This window comes from Nonomuraea sp. B10E15 (assembly GCF_039871615.1).
Lineage (GTDB): Bacteria > Actinomycetota > Actinomycetes > Streptosporangiales > Streptosporangiaceae > Nonomuraea.
On record NZ_JBDPMB010000021.1, the window covers coordinates 109,385 to 125,228 of the forward strand.

The window sequence follows — 15,844 nt, forward strand, 5'->3', positions numbered from 1 at the left end:
GTACGCCCCGGTCGGCTGTGGCGGCTGGTCGGTCGGGCCACTGGTCGTCAGTTCTTTCAGATAGAGGTTTGTCGCAGAGCTTAGTCAGGACTGCTTGGTGCTGGAGTCCTGGTCTCCGTTGCGATCCACGGCGGCCTCGGACTCGTTCTTGCCCTCCTCGTCGGACGCGGCCTCGTCACCTGCGGAAGCGTCTCCGGGCGTGACGACGCGGCCGATGGCGGCCTTCACCCAGCGGGTCTCGACACCGGGGGCGACCTCGAGGACGACGTCCTCATTGTCCACCGCGACGACGGTGCCGAACAGGCCCGTCGTGGTCATGACGCGCGCACCCGGGGTCAGAGAGTTCTGCATCCGGATCGCCTCTTGCTGGCGCTTGCGCTGAGGGCGGATCAGCAGGAAGTAAAACACCACCACCAAGAGAATGAGCGGCAGGATGCTTCCGAGTTGTCCCATGTCCATAAGGGGCGACCTTCCATTGTCGTACAAGGAGTTGACACCGGCCTCGCGCCGGAAATTCCGTGCGTCGCGTCGGACCGCGCCACTCGGGCCGTCAGCCTACACAGCCAGCCAAGCCACGGAGTGTAGGCGCTTGTCGCGAAACGCGGCAACGAAGCAGCGTTTCGGCGCGCGGGGAAGTTCCCATATTGAAACGGTTGCAACCGTTCTGTGATCAGTCGAAAAGCGGGGCTCCGAATGCGTCCGGTGGTGGAGTCATGCCGAGATGGGTCCACGCGGCCGCGGTCGCCACCCGGCCGCGCGGCGTCCTGGCCAGCAGACCTTGGCGTACGAGGAACGGCTCGGCCACCACTTCGACCGTCTCCGGCTCCTCGCCCACGGCGACCGCGAGGGTCGACAACCCCACGGGACCGCCGCCGAACTTCTTCAGCAGCGCGCCCAGCACCGCTCTGTCGAGCCGGTCGAGCCCTTCTGCGTCAACTTCATAAAGGTTGAGCGCCGCCGCCGCGACGGAGCGGTCGATCACCCCGTCGGCGCGCACGTCGGCGAAGTCGCGCACCCGCCGCAGCAGCCGGTTGGCGATGCGGGGCGTGCCCCTCGACCGCCTGGCGATCTCGTGGGCGCCGTCGTCGGGCAGGCCGACGCCGAGCAGCCTCGCCGACCGGTAGAGCACCTGCTCCAGCTCGCCGACCTCGTAGAAGTCCATGTGGGCGGTGAACCCGAACCTGTCGCGCAGCGGCGCGGGCAGCAGCCCGGCCCTGGTCGTGGCGCCGACCAGGGTGAACGGCGCGATGTCGAGCGGGATGGCGGTGGCCCCCGGGCCCTTGCCGACGACGATGTCGACCCGGAAGTCCTCCATCGCGAGGTAGAGCATCTCCTCGGCGGGCCTGGCCATCCGGTGGATCTCGTCGATGAACAGCACCTCGCCCTCGGCCAGCGTCGACAGGATCGCCGCGAGGTCGCCCGCGCGTTCGAGAGCCGGACCCGAGGTGATCCGGAGCGGCGCGTTCAGCTCGGCCGCGATGATCATCGCCAGGGTCGTCTTGCCGAGCCCAGGAGACCCGCTCATCAGCACGTGGTCGGGTGGCCGCTGCCGGCGCAGAGCACTTTCGAGCACGAGGGAGAGCTGCTCGCGCACCCGGCCCTGGCCGATGAACTCGCCGAGCCGCTTGGGCCTGAGCGCCGCCTCGATCTGCAGCTCCTCGCCCTCGGCGTCGGGTGAGACGAGCTCCCGATCAGAGCTCACCGTGGCACCTCCTCACGCCGTCGACGGCCCTGCGCACCGCATCCAGCCCGCGGGACCCGGCATGGCACCGCCCGTCGCGACCCGGAGGGGCCAACCTATCGAAAGTGCGGCAGGCCACGTCGGCGCGTGCGGTGACGCCGGCTCCGCCGTCATGACTCATCGCACGCTCAGCGATCGCAGCGCGGCCTTCAGCAGCGTGGCCACCCGCGGCTGGCGCCCGGCGGCGAGGTCGGCGTCGGCCTCGGGCTCCACGGCGGCGATCGCCTCGTCGGCGTCCTTGCTGGAGTAGCCGAGCCCCACCAGCCCCGAGTGCACCTGCTCGCGCCAGGCCGCGGCCTTCCGCTCGCCGTTGAGCGCGGCGTCGACCGCCGTCTCCGGCGTGCCGAGCCGGTCCTTCAGCTCCAGCACGATGCGCTGGGCCCCCTTCTGCCCGATGCCCGGCACCTGGGTGAGCGCCTTCAGATCGGCGCCGGCCACGGCCACCCGCAGCGCGTTGGGCGTGTGCACGGCCAGCATCGCCAGCGCCAGCTTCGGCCCGACGCCGCTGGCCGTCTGCAGCAACTCGAACACCGCCCGCTCGTCGTCGGTGGCGAAGCCGAAGAGGGTGAGGGACTCCTCGCGCACGACGAGCGACGTGGCCAGGCGCGCCTCCTCGCCGAGGCGCAGCGTGGCGAGCGTGCCGGGGGTGCAGTGGGTGAGAACCCCGACGCCGCCGACCTCGATCACGGCTCCGTCGGGCGCGATCGCCGCCACCTTCCCCGCCACCGACGCGATCACAACCCGCCTCCTGTCTTGGATCCGATCACAACCCTGCCCTCCGCCTCGGGACCCAGCCTGCCGGAGGCCGGCCCCGCACGTGGCGCGAACGCCCCCAGGAACCGCCCAGGAAGCGGCCGGAGCCGCCGCGCCAGGACCACCTGGCCCTCCGGGTGGAAACGGCCGCCCCGGCGCCCTCACGAGGCGGCGGGAGACGGCCCGGCGCCCGAGAAGCCGGCTCCCCCGCCGGACCGTCCGGCCCGGGGGCGACGCGTGGACGAGGCGCACGGCGCTCCGGGGCGCCGTGGGCCGTGCTGCTCCACTGCGCCGTCACGGCCCGGCCTTCCTGGCCTTGGCGAGGGCCGCGGCGAGGCGGTGCTGGGCGCCGCCGCGCCAGACGTGGCAGATGGCCAGTGCGAGCGCGTCGGCGGCGTCGGCGGGCCTGGGCATCTCGGCGAGCCGCAGCAGCCGCGTGACCATGGCGCCGATCTGCTTCTTGTCGGCCGTGCCGCTGCCGGTGATGGCGGCCTTCACCTCGGACGGCGTGTGCAGCGCCACGGGCAGCCCGCGCCGGGCCGCGCACAGCACCGCGATCCCGGCGGCCTGCGCCGTGCCCATGACGGTGCGTACGTTGTGCTGGCTGAAGACCCGCTCGACCGCGACCGCGTCGGGACGCACGTCGTCGAGCCACTTCTCGATGCCGGCCTCGATGCCCACGAGCCGGGCCCCGAGCTCCTCGTCGGCGCCGGTGCGCACGACTCCGACGGCCACGAGCGTCAGCGGCGCGCCCGGACGCCCTTCGACGGCGCCCAGACCGCACCGGGTCAGCCCCGGATCGACGCCCATCACCCGCACCGGCATGCCCTCCCGCGTACGCCGAACATCTGTTCGGCACGAGACTCTACTCCGCCCGCGGTGGCCGCGCACCGGGAAACGCCCGTCAGAAGTCCTCGAGCATGTACGGCCTGGCGGCGAAGGCGGCGTCGAGTGTCTCGTCGTATCGGTCATCTCCGGACATGAGCCCGCTGAGGCGGAGGGTGGCCGCCGGGATCCCGGCGTACAGGGCGGAGAGGCCGTTCACGCTGAGCCTCACCCCGGGCTGCTCGGCCGGGATGACCGCGGCGGAGCCGCCGGCGAACTCCAGCCGCCACGTGCCGCCCCCTCCGAGAGGGTCGTGCACGGTGACGACGGCGTCGCCGGCAAGGCGCGCCGGGTAGCCCCTGCGCTCGGCCGCCGCGGCGACGTCGAGCACCCTGAACATCCACCGCCGCTGCGTGACCTGCTCGACCGTCCGCTCGCGCAGCAGCCACAACACCGGGTCGTCGGGAGCCACGTGCGCGACGACCTCGTGCGCGATCGAGGACGCGCTGCCCACCAGGGACCACAGTGCCCTGAGCGTCTCCCCCGATCCGGCGACGAGGCTGTCGACCAGCATGTCCTCGCCGTGCCACCGGTAGACCACGAAACCGTCGTCGGCGACGTAGAGGAAGTCGTCCTCACTCTCGAGCCACAGGCTCCAGGTCTGCTCGTCCCAGGAGACGGGCCCGCTGGCGCGGGCGGCGCCGTGGACGCGGTGCAGGATGGAGACGACCTCTCCGGCGTCGCCAGGGCCCATCCTGCGCAGCTTGACCTGGCCGGACGGCCGGATCTGGCGCAGCAGCTCGGCGGGGAGCCTGACGCTGTGCTGGGCTCCTGCGTGCTCATAGCCGAGCGAGCGGTAGATGCCGGTGGTGGCCGGATAGAGCACGGAGACCGCGTCGCCGAGCGCCCTGCCGCGTTCGACGACGGCCCGCATGATCGTGCTGCCGCAGCCGCGGCCGCGGTCCTCCGGCGCCACGGTGACCCCGGCGATCCCGGCCATCGGCTGCGGCCTGCCGTGCCACCACTGCGTGAACTGACGCAGCCGCGCCGCGGCGGCCAGCCTGGTGCCGTCGAAGGCACCCAGATAGCGGCCCTCACCGAGGGATGGGAGCACCGCCCTGCGCCACCTGTCCCGGTCGGAGGCGGACAGCGGGCCGAAGGCGCGTCTGCGAAGGTCAAGGACGTCGTCGAGGTCTTCAGGGGTGAGGTCGCGTATTTCCACAGTCAGCCAACTTATGCGGCGGGAGTACGCGCTCGCGAACCGGTTAGCGTGAGATCGAGCCTGCCGGGACAGGGCAGCTGCGCGGCGGCCGTGGCCACGGCCGGCCGCCGGCGCCACGGCGACGACGGTCGCGGCATCCGATCACGCCCGGGATCGCCCCTGTGACGGTCGCGACGGCCGCTCGGCGCCTGCTCGGCATTCCCCTGAAGGCATAGGCTCGCGAGCGTCTCTGTGGAGCGCTCAGGCCCGCCACACCCGAGGTGCCCGGACGCACCCGGCCTTCGCCGGGCAGGAACGCTAGTCCAGCGCCGCCAGCACGTCGTCGGAGACGTCGAAGTTGGCGTAGACGTTCTGGACGTCGTCGCTGTCCTCCAGCGCGTCGATGAGGCGGAAGACCTTCTTGGCCCCCTCCTCGTCGAGCGGCACGCTCATCGTCGGCAGGAAGCTCGACTCCGCCGAGTCGTAGTCGATGCCGGCGTCCTGGAGGGCCTTGCGCACCGGCACCAGGTCACCGGCCTCGGACACGACCTCGAACGAGTCACCGAGGTCGTTGACCTCCTCGGCGCCCGCGTCGAGCACGGCCATCAGCACGGTGTCCTCGTCGAGGCCGTTCTTCGGCACGATGACGACGCCTTTGCGGTTGAACATGTAGGAGACGGACCCGGGGTCGGCCAGCGAGCCGCCGTTGCGGGTCAGCGCCACGCGCACCTCGGAGGCGGCGCGGTTGCGGTTGTCGGTGAGGCACTCGATGAGCACCGCGACGCCGCCCGGCGCGTAGCCTTCGTAGGTGATGGTCTGCCAGTCGGCGCCACCGGCCTCGAGGCCGCCGCCGCGCTTGCGGGCCCGCTCGATGTTGTCGTTGGGCACGGAGTTCTTCTTCGCCTTGAAGATGGCGTCGAAGAGGGTGGGGTTGGCATCAGGGTCAGGGCCACCTGTCCGGGCCGCCACCTCGATGTTCTTGATGAGCTTCGCGAACAGCTTGCCGCGTTTGGCGTCGAGCGCGGCCTTCTTGTGCTTCGTCGTCGCCCATTTGGAGTGGCCGGACATTGGCTAGAGCTCCCTCAGCATGTCTACGAAGTAACGGTGCACGCGAGCGTCTCCGGTCAGCTCGGGATGGAACGACGTCGCGAGCAGCGGCCCTTGTCGGACCGCGACGATCCTATCCCCAGGCTCGCACTTGCCCAGCACGTCGACGCCCGCGCCGACGGATTCGACCCACGGCGCGCGGATGAAGACCGCGTGCACCCGCTGCCCGGCGAAGTCGATGTCCTCCTCGAACGAGTCGACCTGGCGGCCGAACGCGTTGCGCCTGACGACCATGTCGATGCCGCCGACGGTCTGCTGGCCGGAAACGCCGTCCTCGATCCGGTCGGCCAGCATGATCATGCCGGCGCAGGAACCGTAGGCGGGCATGCCCTCCTTGATCCGCATGCGCAGGGGCTCGAACATGTCGAAGGCCTCGGCCAGCTTCCACATCGTCGTCGACTCACCGCCGGGAATGACCAGGCCGTCGACCGCCTCCAACTCGGCGGGCCTGCGCACGGCCGTGGCCCGCGCTCCCGCCTCCTGGAGCATGCGCACATGCTCGCGCACGTCGCCCTGCAGGGCGAGTACACCGATCGTGGGCACGGCAGATCCTTCCGTCCGGGTGCGGGTTCAGACAATTCAACACCACGACCGGCCGGGATCTTCCTGGCAGGGTCCGCGCCTCGGGGCCGGGGAGCCGCGGAGCGCGCCGGCCGGGACACGGCGGGGTGTCCCGGCCGGCGCGCGAGAGTTCACGGACGCTCGGTCTCCAGGCGGACCGTCTCCTCCACGGTCATGGGCTGGCTGCGCAGGGCCGGGTCGACCGGGCGCAGGTACGTCTGCTGCACCCCGGGCGTCCGGTCCTCGATCACGAACGTGGCCCGCGTGTACACCTCGCCTCCGGGTGTCTGCACCTGCGGCACCACCTTGAAGTCGGCCGTCATCTGATCGCGCTCGACCTTCGTCAGCACGTAGCCGCGCTGGTTGTTGTAGAACTTCAGATGCGGGTTGATCTTGAGGAACGGGTGCGTCGCCGGGTCGGAGTCGGCCCCGTTCCCGCCGGTCGAGATCGAGGTGGCCACCAGTTCCGACCCGACGGACGGGCCCGTCGGGTCGTCGTAGTCAAGCTTGAGGTCGCTGGCCCAGTGGGCGTGCACGTCGCCGGTCAGCACGACCGGGTTGCGCACCTTCGCGTCGAGCCAGCCCTGCGTGATGCGCTTGCGGGAGGCGACGTAGCCGTCCCACGCGTCCTGGCTGGTGATCTTGGCCGGGCCGTCGTTGTTGTCGCGCTGGGCGAAGAACACCTGCTGGCCGAGGATGTCCCACTGCGCCCGCGAGTGCCGGAAGCCGTCCAGCAGCCACGCCTCCTGCTCGGCGCCCGTGATGGAGCGGGCCGGGTCGATCGAGGCGGGGCAGTCGCGGTAGCCGTCGCCGCAACCCTGGTCGTCGCGGTACTGGCGGGTGTCGAGCATGTGGAAGGTGGCCATCCTGCCCCACCGGACGCGGCGGTAGAGCTGCATGTCGATGCCGCGCGGGATGGAGGTGCGGCGCAACGGCATGTTCTCGTAGTAGGCGCGGAAGGCGGCCTCGCGCCTGCTCAGGAAGTTCGGCTGGGGGTTCTCGGGCTTCTCGGGCACCTCGTCGGCCCAGTTGTTGTCCACCTCGTGGTCGTCCCACACCACCAGCCACGGCGCGGCGGCGTGCGCGGCCTGCAGGTCGGGGTCGGTCTTGTACTGGGCGTGGCGCTGGCGGTAGTTGGCGAGGGTCTCGGTCTCGGGGCCCTCGTGGTCGCGGACGTTGCCGCCGGGGATGGTGTAGGTGTCCTTGGTGTACTCGTACTGGTAGTCGCCCAGGTGCAGGATCACGTCGGGGCGCTCCTCGGCCAGCCGGCGGTACGCCGTGAAGAAGCCGTGCTCGTACTGTGAGCAGGAGACGAACGCCATGGCCAGGGCGCCGCCGTACGACAGGGGGTGCGGGGCGGTGCGGGCGCGGCCGAGCGGCGAGACGTACGGGCCGACGCGGAAGCGGTACCAGTAGTCGCGGTCGGAGCCCAGGTTCGCAAGCTCCACGTGGACGCTGTGCCCCCATTCCGGCGCGGCCACGGTCACGCCGCTGCGCACGACGCGGCGGGCGCGCTCGTCGGAGTACACCTGCCACAGCACGGGGAACGGCCGCTGCGGCATGCCTGCGAGCCCGTCCTCGGCCATCGGCTGCTGGGCGAGCCTGGTCCAGATGACGAAGCCCTCGTGGTCGGGGTCGCCCGACGCGACGCCGAGGGTGAAGGGGTCGGTGCGCAGCCCGCGCGAGGCGAGGCTCCGGGCGGTTTCCTTACTGGGGTCCGCGGCGGGGTCTGGGTCGGCGTGCGCGCCGGTCGCGGGGATCGCGGCGGCGGCGCCCGCCGCTAAACCGGTGACGAGGAAGTGCCGGCGGTTCAGCTTGGACACGTGAGGCTCCCGGACGATCAAGGGTGAGGGACGTCCGTAGCTTGACTCAGGATCATGACCAGAGGGTGAACAGCAGGACAGAAAAAGGCGACATCCTTCACGGATGCCGCCTTTCTGACGATTTTCGTCGTACGGAGTGTGACTACCAGCCGCGCTCGGCCAGCCGGTGCGGCTGCGGGATGTCGTCGACGTTGATGCCGACCATGGCCTCCCCCAGGCCGCGCGAGACCTTGGCGATGACGTCGGGGTCGTCGTAGAAGGTGGTGGCCTTGACGATGGCCGCCGCGCGCTTGGCCGGATCGCCCGACTTGAAGATGCCGGAGCCCACGAAGACGCCCTCGGCGCCCAGCTGCATCATCATGGCGGCGTCGGCCGGGGTGGCGATGCCGCCAGCGGTGAACAGCACGACCGGCAGCTTGCCGAGCTTCGCGACCTCCGCGACCAGCTCGTACGGCGCCTGCAGCTCCTTGGCGGCGACGTACAGCTCGTCCTCGGGCAGCGACGTGAGCCGCTTGATCTCGGCGCGGATCGTCCGCATGTGGGTGACGGCGTTGGAGACGTCACCGGTGCCCGCCTCGCCCTTGGAGCGGATCATCGCCGCGCCCTCGGTGATGCGGCGCAGGGCCTCTCCCAGGTTGGTCGCCCCGCACACGAACGGCACGGTGAACTGCCACTTGTCGATGTGGTTGGCGTAGTCGGCCGGGGTGAGCACCTCCGACTCGTCGACGTAGTCGACGCCGAGCGCCTGCAGCACCTTCGCCTCGACGAAGTGGCCGATGCGGGCCTTGGCCATGACGGGGATCGACACGGCCTCGATGATGCCGTCGATCATGTCGGGGTCGCTCATCCTCGACACGCCGCCCTGGGCGCGGATGTCGGCGGGGACGCGCTCGAGGGCCATGACGGCGACCGCCCCGGCGTCCTCAGCGATCTTGGCCTGCTCGGGCGTGACGACGTCCATGATGACACCGCCCTTGAGCATCTCGGCCATGCCGCGCTTGACGCGGGCCGTTCCGGTGACGGGGCTGCTTTCTGGCGTGCTGCTGGACACGGTCTTCCTCACGGGCTCTCACGACGAATCGGTATGTTCTCAAGCCCATCGTAGGTCCTGACGGACCCCTCCCCCGACATGCCAATATGTCAGGGTTTATCGCCTTACTTATACAGAAGGACTAGGGGATGACGGGCTTGCGGCTGGCGAGGGCGACCCAGACCTGGCCGGGTGCGAAGTTCATCGGCTCGCCGCTCTCCGTGGTGAACGTCGTGCCGTCCTTCTCCGATTCCCGCTCCCAGTTCGCCTTGAACGCCTTGCCGTCACGCAGCACGATCGCCTTGCCCTTGCCCGTGGTGTGCACGAGCGGCGTGTAGCTGTCGTTCTTGTCGTGGAACTGCGAGCGCTCGGTCTTGGTGTACTGGATGACGACCGTCGGCGCGCCGAGCTGCCCGCCCTCCGCGGCCACGTCCTTCTTGCCGTCCTGCCAGATCATCCACTTCTTCCTCGCCTCGGACCAGGCGAAGGTGAAGCGGGCCGCGGGCCACTTGACCGTGTACGACTTGCGCTCCACGCCGCCCTCGGCCGGAGCGTCGCCGAAGGTGAAGCCGATGTCCTTGGCCTTGCTCGCCTTCGGCGCCGCGGCCAGCAGCCGCTTGGTGTTGGCGAACAGGTTGTAGGGGGCGAAGCGGCCCGGCTGGCGGAAGTACGCGTTGGGGTTGCGCGTGTCGCCGACGTCGAACAGGGACGCCTCGGCGATGAACGGCAACATCTTGCTCTGCGCCCCCGAGTAGGAGAAGGCGGGCTTGCCGAACTGCGGCGCGATGTGCAGGTCGGAGATGCGGGCGCTGCGCACCGGCCCCACCTTGGACGGCAGCTTGGACGAGAAGATCGCCATGAGCCGGGTCAGACCGGCCTCGACCTGCTCGACGTAGACGATGTCGGCGCTCTTCAGGCCCTGCTGCGGCTTGCCCGCCGCGGTGTTCTCGATCTTCACGGCGAGCACGGGCTTGAGGCTGTCGTACGGCCTGCCGGTGAAGGGGTGGGTCTTGACCTCGACGGGCTCCTCGCTCGGCGCGACGGAGGCGGCCGCCTGCGGCACCTTGCCCGGCGCCGGCTCCTCGGAGGAACAGGCCGAGACGGGCAGGAGCACGGCCGCTCCGGCCAGCCAGATCGTGATCGTCCGGGATAGCCGCACCAGTAACACTCCTCGCTTCAGCCGTGAAACGGGATGAAGCTTACTGGCTTCACCAAATTAGGTCATTCAGTTGCCATAGCCGCTGGTGGATTGTCATCGATCTCGAAGAATCGGGGGTACTCGGTGTGGCCGGCCAGGCGGAGGGTCCTGGCGAGCCAGCGGCGCTGCGCCGTACGCGTGACCGCGACCGCGTTGTTGTAGAAGCGGCGGGAGTAGACCACCTTGGCCACGGCGGCGTCGAGCTCTTCGAGCAGGTCACGCCCCCCGGGCGCCTCCGACAGCTTCTCCCTGAACCGCTCCTGGTCGACGACCGCCCGCAGCGCCCGCGACAGGTCGCTCTCGGCGTGCTCGCGCTCGTCGGGGCCCGCCGTCCTCGCCTCGTGGGCGGCGGCGGCCAGCACCAGGGACGTGGCGGGATCGAGCAGGCGTGACCCGGCCAGCTCCAGCACCACGGCCCTGCGCCGCATCAGCGCGGCGTCCAGCGACTCCTGAGCCAGCTCCAGCCGGATGTGCAGGCGGTCGAGCCGGCCCGCGCGCCAGGAGATGTAGACGGCCACGAGCACCACGACGATGCCCACGATCAACACGATCATGGTGGATGTCACAGGTCTTCCTCCACACGCCCCGCGCCGCTCGTGGTGACCGTCTCGTAGACGCGCACGACGTCGCGCGCGACCGTGGACCAGTCGTATTTCCTGACCGCGACCAGCGCCTCGGCGGCCAGCTTGGCCCGGCGTTCCGGAGCGTCGAGCAGCGCGCCCGCCTCGCGTGCCAGCGCGCCCGGGTCGCCGTTGGAGAACAGCGCGCCCGCCTGCCCGTCGCCGAGCACCCTGCGGAAGGCGGGGATGTCGCTGGCCAGCACCGTGGCCCCGGACGCCATGGCCTCGGCCAGCACGATGCCGAAGCTCTCGCCGCGCGTGTTGGGCGCGCAGAACACGTCGACCGAGTGGTAGGCGCGGATCTTGTCGGCCTCGCTCACCATGCCGAGCACGGTCACCCGGTCGTGGAAGCGTTTGGGCACCCGCTCGTAGACGTCCTTCTCGTCGCCTGGGCCGGCGATGAGCAGCTTCACCTCCGCCCGCTCGGCCGCGAGCTTCGAGAACGCGTCGAGCAGGATGGGCAGCCCCTTGCGCTCTTCGTCCATCCGGCCGAGGAAGCCGAGCGTGGCACCGTCGGGCCCCCAGCCGTCGAGCGGCTCGGCCTCGGTGTAGCGGGAGACGGTCACGCCGTTGGGGATCAGCACGGTGTCGCCGCCGAACTGCTCCACCAGGCTCTTACGGGCCGCGTCGGAGACCGCGATGCGCCCGCTGAGCTTCTCCAGCGCGCTCTGCAGCACCGGCTCGGCCACCGCGATCGCCCGCGAGCGCACCCACGAGGCGTGGAACGTCGCCACGATCGGGCCCTTGGCGGCCCAGCAGGCCAGGATGCCCAGGCTCGGGATCAGCGGCTCGTGGATGTGCAGCACGTCGAACTCGCCCGTGCGCACCCATCGCCGCACCCGCGCGGCCGACAGGAAACCGAACGACATCCTCGCCACCGACCCGTTGTACGGCACGGGGACGGCCCGGCCCGCGCCCGTCACGTAGGGGGGCAGCTCGTCGTCGTCGGCCGCCGGCGCGATCACCGACACCTCGTGGTCCTGCGCCATGAGCGCCTGGGCCAGGTCGTCGATGTGCTGCTTGACCCCGCCCGGCATGTCCCACGAGTAGGGGCAGACGATGCCGACCTTCATGACCGCAGGTCCTCCAGCCAGAGCCGCTGCAGCATGTGCCAGTCCTCCGGGTGCTCGGTGATCCCTTTCTCGAACACCTCGGCCATGCGCTGCGCCACCGCGGCGACCTTCTCCTGCCGGGTGCCCTCCTCAGGGACCGGGACCTCCTCGTGGATGTGGATGCCCCAGTCGTCGCCCACGAAGTAGACGGTCGCGGGCAGCAGCGCGGCCCCGGTCTGCACGGCCAGCAGCGGCGGTCCCGCGGGCACCTTGGTGGTCGCGCCGAAGAAGCGCACCTCGACGCCGCTCCTGGTCAGGTCGCGCTCGGCGGGCAGGCACACGACCCCGCCCCTGCGCACCCGCGTGGCCAGGGTGCCGAAGTTGTGCCCGTCGCCTCCGGTGAGCGGCAGCACCTCCATGCCGAGCCCTTCGCGGAAGGCGACGTAGCGGCGGAACAGCGACTCCGGCCTCAGCCGCTCGGCCACGGTGGTGAACGGATGCCCCACGCCCACCAGCCACGCGCCCGCCTGGTCCCAGTTGCCCATGTGGGGCAGGGCCAGCACCACGCCCCGCCCGGCCGCCACGGTGTCGTGCACGTGCTCGGCGCCGATGACGTGGGTGCGGCGCACGATCTCCTCGGTGCGCATCGACGGCAGCCGGAAGATCTCGTGGAAGTAGCGGAAGTAGGAGCGCATGCCGGCCCTGGTGAGCTCGCTCAGCTCGAGGCTGCCCGCCTCGAGGCCGGTCACCCTGGCCAGGTTGGACTCCAGCCGGCGGACGGACCTGCCTCCCCTGCGCCAGACGCGGTCGGCCATGAAGCGGAAGACCGCCGCCGTCGGGCCCTGGGGCAACAGTGGGACGAGCTTCCAGCCGGCCGCGAAGCCCGCGGCCACGATGCGATCGCTGACGGACGCCTTCTCGCTCATGTCTCCCTCGTCTGATGGTAGACCGCCACCACACGCTGCCCCACGGTGATCAGGCTGGTCACCGCGAGCAGCCACATGCCCGCCGGCAGGACGTACGGTACGCCGAGGCCCGAGAAGAAGGCCGCGACCAGCGCCACGACCAGCCGCTCAGGACGCTCGGCCAGCCCCACGTCAGCCGTGAGCCCGAGCCCCTCCGCCCTCGCCTTGGCGTAGGAGACCACGGCGCCCGCGACCAGGCACACCAACGTCACCGCGGCCATCAGCGTGTCGCCTCCGGCGACGAAATACAAGATCAGGCCGGCGAAGATGGCGGCGTCGGCGACCCGGTCGAGCGTCGAGTCGAGGAACGCCCCCCAGGCGCTGCCGCCCTTGCCGCCGAGCCTGGCCACCACGCCGTCGAGGAGGTCGAACAGCACGAAGACGGTGATGACGAGGGCGCCCACGGTCAGCAGCCCCAGCGGGAAGAAGAGCAGGGCGGACACGACGGTGCCGAGGGTGCCGATCGCCGTGACGGCGTCGGGGCCGATCCCGCGGCCGGCGAGAGCCCTGCCCAGCGGGGTGAGTATCCGGGTCATGGCCGGGCGCAGGAGTTTGAGCATCGCCGTCCGATCGTAGGCCATCACGGACCTGACAACTTTCTTTGCCCTGCCCCTCTTGTGATATCCGCCACAGGGGTATTTGGTGAACACACCGCGTCCATGCGGTTTCTGTCACCTTCCGCGCGGGCGCGGCGTTGGGAAACATCCGACGACGCGGGAGGCGATGTGGCGGAAAGACACTCAGGCGGCGCCGTGGGAGCCGCGGGCAGGGCACCCGCGGCCGACCGGGCGGACGCGATACGCAATGTCGTGCTGGTCGGCCACTCGGGAGCGGGCAAGACGACCCTCGTCGAGCAGCTGCTGGCCGCCACGGGCACCATCCAGCGCCCGGGCCGCGTGGAGGACGGCAACACGGTCAGCGACTTCGACGAGGTCGAGGTCCGGCAGCAGCGCTCCGTCAACCTCGCGTCGGCACCGCTCATGTTCAACGGAATCAAGATCAACCTTCTCGACACGCCCGGTTACGCCGATTTCGTGGGGGATCTGCGCGCGGGGCTGCGCGCGGCCGACGCCGCGCTCTTCGTGGTGTCGGCCTCCGAGGGGATCGACGGCCTCACCCGCATCCTCTGGGAGGAGTGCTCCCAGGTCGGCATGCCGCGCGCGGTCGTGATCACGAAGATCGACCACCAGCGGGCCGATTTCGACGAGGTGCTCACCACCTGCCAGGACGTGTTCGGCGACGGCGTCGCGCCTCTCTATCTCCCGGTGATCACCAACGGCCACGTCAACGGCCTCATCGGGCTCCTGTCGCAGAAGTTCTTCAACTACGCCACCGGCACGCGCACGGAGAAGGACCCTGGAGCCGAGTACGCGTCCCAGATCGAGGACCACCGCGGCGTCCTGATCGAGGGGATCATCCAGGAGAGCGAGGACGAGTCGCTCATGGAGCGCTACCTCGAGGGTGAGCCCATCGAGACCAAGGTCCTCATCGACGACCTGGAGAAGGCGGTCGCGCGCGGCAGTTTCTACCCGGTGCTCTGCAGCGGGCTCGGCGTCGGTGCGACGGAGGTGCTCGAGCTCATCACGCAGGGCTTCCCGTCCCCCCTCGAACATCCCATGCCGGAGATCACCGATCTGTCCGGCAAACCGGTCAAGGACATCACCTGCGACCCGGACGGCCCGCTCGTGGCCGAGGTCGTCAAGACCACCAGCGACCCGTACGTGGGCCGCATCAGCCTCGTACGCGTCTTCTCCGGCACGCTGCGCCCCGACATGACCGTGCACGTGTCCGGGCACGGCCTGGCCGAGCGCGGCCACGAGGACCACGACGTCGACGAGCGCATCGGCACCCTGACCTGCCCGCTGGGCAAGCAGCAGCGCGGCGCGGCCAAGGGCCTCGCCGGCGACATCGTGGCCGTGGCCAAGCTGTCGCGCGCCGAGACCGGCGACACGCTCTCGGACGTCGAGCGGCCGCTGCTGATGACGGCCTGGCAGATGCCCGACCCGCTGCTCCCCGTGGCCATCAGGGCCAAGTCGAAGGCCGACGAGGACAAGCTGTCACAGGCCCTCGGCAGGCTGGTGGCCGAGGACCCGACGCTGCGCCTGGAGAACAACGCCGAGACCAGGCAGCTCGTCCTGTGGTGCATGGGCGAGGCGCACACCGACGTGCTGCTCGACCGCCTGTCCAAACGGCACGGCGTCGAGGTCGAGCGGGTGGACCTGCGGGTGCCGCTGCGCGAGACGTTCGGCGGCAGGTGCCAGGCGATGGGCCGCAACGTCAAGCAGACCGGCGGCCACGGCCAGTACGCCATCTGCCACCTGGAGGTCGAGCCGCTGCCGTCGGGAGGCGGCTTCGAGTTCGTCGACAAGATCGTGGGCGGCGTGGTGCCGCGCCAGTTCATCCCGTCGGTCGAGAAGGGCGTGCGGGCCCAGATGGAGCGGGGCGTCGTCGCCGGCTACCCGATGGTGGACGTCCGTGTCACCCTGTACGACGGCAAGGCCCACTCCGTCGACTCCTCCGACATGGCCTTCCAGATCGCGGGCCAGCTCGCGCTGAAGGAGGCCGCGTCCAAGGTGCCGACCCTGCTGCTGGAGCCGGTGGACGAGATCTCCGTGCTGGTGGCCGACGACTATGTGGGCTCGGTGATGTCCGACCTGTCGTCGCGGCGCGGGCGGGTGCTCGGCACCGAGCCCGTGGGCACGGGCCGCACTCTGGTGAAGGCGGAGGTGCCGGAGCTGGAGATAACGCGGTACGCCATCGACCTGAGATCCATGTCACACGGTACCGGCAGCTTCCAGCGCACGTTCCTGCGCTACGAGCCGCTGCCGTCCAACCTCGCGAGCAAGGTGGCGGCAACCGGCTGAGGAACAGGCGGGGCGGCCGGGCTGGCGTCCCCGGCCCCCGTCGCCGCGAACCGCCTCAGCTCCCCCGCCGCGGTGACGGACGCCACCGCGCCCGCGACCCGGGG

Annotated in this window: 15 protein-coding genes; 1 reads left to right on the top strand and 14 read right to left on the bottom strand. The window is 70.6% G+C overall.

Annotation, left to right across the window (positions count from 1 at the left end; genetic code table 11):
- Positions 1–84: 84 nt before the first annotated feature.
- The 14 genes from yajC to pgsA all read right to left on the bottom strand — a co-directional run bounded on the left by yajC (position 85) and on the right by pgsA (position 13,457).
- On the bottom strand, positions 85–459 hold the full coding sequence (yajC, locus tag ABGB14_RS39175) for a preprotein translocase subunit YajC (RefSeq protein ID WP_347648920.1): 375 nt from the start codon (positions 457–459) through the stop codon (positions 85–87).
- A 211-nt stretch (positions 460–670) separates the two neighbouring features.
- Positions 671–1,702: a Holliday junction branch migration DNA helicase RuvB gene (ruvB, locus tag ABGB14_RS39180; protein ID WP_347648921.1), complete on the bottom strand. Its 1,032-nt coding sequence runs from the start codon at positions 1,700–1,702 to the stop codon at positions 671–673.
- Between the two features lie 156 nt (positions 1,703–1,858).
- Positions 1,859–2,479 carry a Holliday junction branch migration protein RuvA gene (ruvA, locus tag ABGB14_RS39185; protein WP_347648922.1) on the bottom strand — a complete coding sequence of 207 codons (621 nt, stop codon included), beginning with the start codon at positions 2,477–2,479 and terminating at the stop codon, positions 1,859–1,861.
- Between the two features lie 309 nt (positions 2,480–2,788).
- The gene (ruvC, locus tag ABGB14_RS39190) at positions 2,789–3,313 is read right to left on the bottom strand and encodes a crossover junction endodeoxyribonuclease RuvC (protein WP_347648983.1); all 525 of its coding nucleotides are present in this window, start codon (positions 3,311–3,313) and stop codon (positions 2,789–2,791) included.
- A gap of 85 nt (positions 3,314–3,398) precedes the next feature.
- Entirely contained in the window at positions 3,399–4,541 is a 1,143-nt protein-coding gene (locus ABGB14_RS39195; protein ID WP_347648923.1) for a GNAT family N-acetyltransferase, read from the bottom strand.
- 297 nt (positions 4,542–4,838) lie between these two features.
- Positions 4,839–5,588: a YebC/PmpR family DNA-binding transcriptional regulator gene (locus ABGB14_RS39200; protein ID WP_132503667.1), complete on the bottom strand. Its 750-nt coding sequence runs from the start codon at positions 5,586–5,588 to the stop codon at positions 4,839–4,841.
- A 3-nt stretch (positions 5,589–5,591) separates the two neighbouring features.
- Positions 5,592–6,170, bottom strand: coding sequence for a pyridoxal 5'-phosphate synthase glutaminase subunit PdxT (gene pdxT, locus ABGB14_RS39205; protein ID WP_347648924.1), 579 nt, complete (start codon positions 6,168–6,170; stop codon positions 5,592–5,594).
- Positions 6,171–6,319: 149 nt separating this feature from the next.
- A complete protein-coding gene (locus tag ABGB14_RS39210; RefSeq protein WP_347648925.1) occupies positions 6,320–8,011 on the bottom strand; it encodes an alkaline phosphatase D family protein in 1,692 nt (563 codons plus the stop codon).
- Between the two features lie 142 nt (positions 8,012–8,153).
- Positions 8,154–9,062, bottom strand: a complete 909-nt coding sequence (gene pdxS / locus ABGB14_RS39215) for a pyridoxal 5'-phosphate synthase lyase subunit PdxS (RefSeq protein WP_132336510.1) — start codon at positions 9,060–9,062, stop codon at positions 8,154–8,156.
- Positions 9,063–9,183: 121 nt separating this feature from the next.
- Positions 9,184–10,200 (bottom strand): DUF3048 domain-containing protein, encoded by a 1,017-nt coding sequence (locus ABGB14_RS39220; protein WP_347648926.1) that lies wholly within the window; start codon positions 10,198–10,200, stop codon positions 9,184–9,186.
- Positions 10,201–10,262: 62 nt separating this feature from the next.
- On the bottom strand, positions 10,263–10,805 hold the full coding sequence (locus ABGB14_RS39225) for a hypothetical protein (RefSeq protein WP_347648927.1): 543 nt from the start codon (positions 10,803–10,805) through the stop codon (positions 10,263–10,265).
- The gene (locus tag ABGB14_RS39230; protein ID WP_347648928.1) at positions 10,802–11,932 is read right to left on the bottom strand and encodes a glycosyltransferase family 4 protein; all 1,131 of its coding nucleotides are present in this window, start codon (positions 11,930–11,932) and stop codon (positions 10,802–10,804) included. Before ABGB14_RS39230 ends, ABGB14_RS39225 begins: the two co-directional genes overlap by 4 nt.
- Positions 11,929–12,837, bottom strand: a complete 909-nt coding sequence (locus ABGB14_RS39235; RefSeq protein WP_347648929.1) for a phosphatidylinositol mannoside acyltransferase — start codon at positions 12,835–12,837, stop codon at positions 11,929–11,931. The genes ABGB14_RS39230 and ABGB14_RS39235 overlap by 4 nt, the downstream gene beginning before the upstream one ends.
- Positions 12,834–13,457: a phosphatidylinositol phosphate synthase gene (gene pgsA, locus ABGB14_RS39240; protein ID WP_347648930.1), complete on the bottom strand. Its 624-nt coding sequence runs from the start codon at positions 13,455–13,457 to the stop codon at positions 12,834–12,836. Before pgsA ends, ABGB14_RS39235 begins: the two co-directional genes overlap by 4 nt.
- Before the next feature lie 144 nt (positions 13,458–13,601).
- On the opposite strand from pgsA, the gene ABGB14_RS39245 reads away from it, so the two are divergent.
- Entirely contained in the window at positions 13,602–15,740 is a 2,139-nt protein-coding gene (locus tag ABGB14_RS39245) for an elongation factor G-like protein EF-G2 (RefSeq protein ID WP_347648931.1), read from the top strand.
- Positions 15,741–15,844: the final 104 nt, after the last annotated feature.

What these genes read in the sequence shown, in the direction of transcription:
- ABGB14_RS39230 (WP_347648928.1), bottom strand. Translation starts at nt 11,932, where the DNA reads ATGAAGGTCGGCATCGTCTGCCCCTACTCGTGGGACATGCCGGGCGGG.
- ABGB14_RS39200 (WP_132503667.1), bottom strand. Translation starts at nt 5,588, where the DNA reads ATGTCCGGCCACTCCAAATGGGCGACGACGAAGCACAAGAAGGCCGCG.
- ABGB14_RS39235 (WP_347648929.1), bottom strand. Translation starts at nt 12,837, where the DNA reads ATGAGCGAGAAGGCGTCCGTCAGCGATCGCATCGTGGCCGCGGGCTTC.
- yajC (WP_347648920.1), bottom strand. Translation starts at nt 459, where the DNA reads ATGGACATGGGACAACTCGGAAGCATCCTGCCGCTCATTCTCTTGGTG.
- pgsA (WP_347648930.1), bottom strand. Translation starts at nt 13,457, where the DNA reads ATGGCCTACGATCGGACGGCGATGCTCAAACTCCTGCGCCCGGCCATG.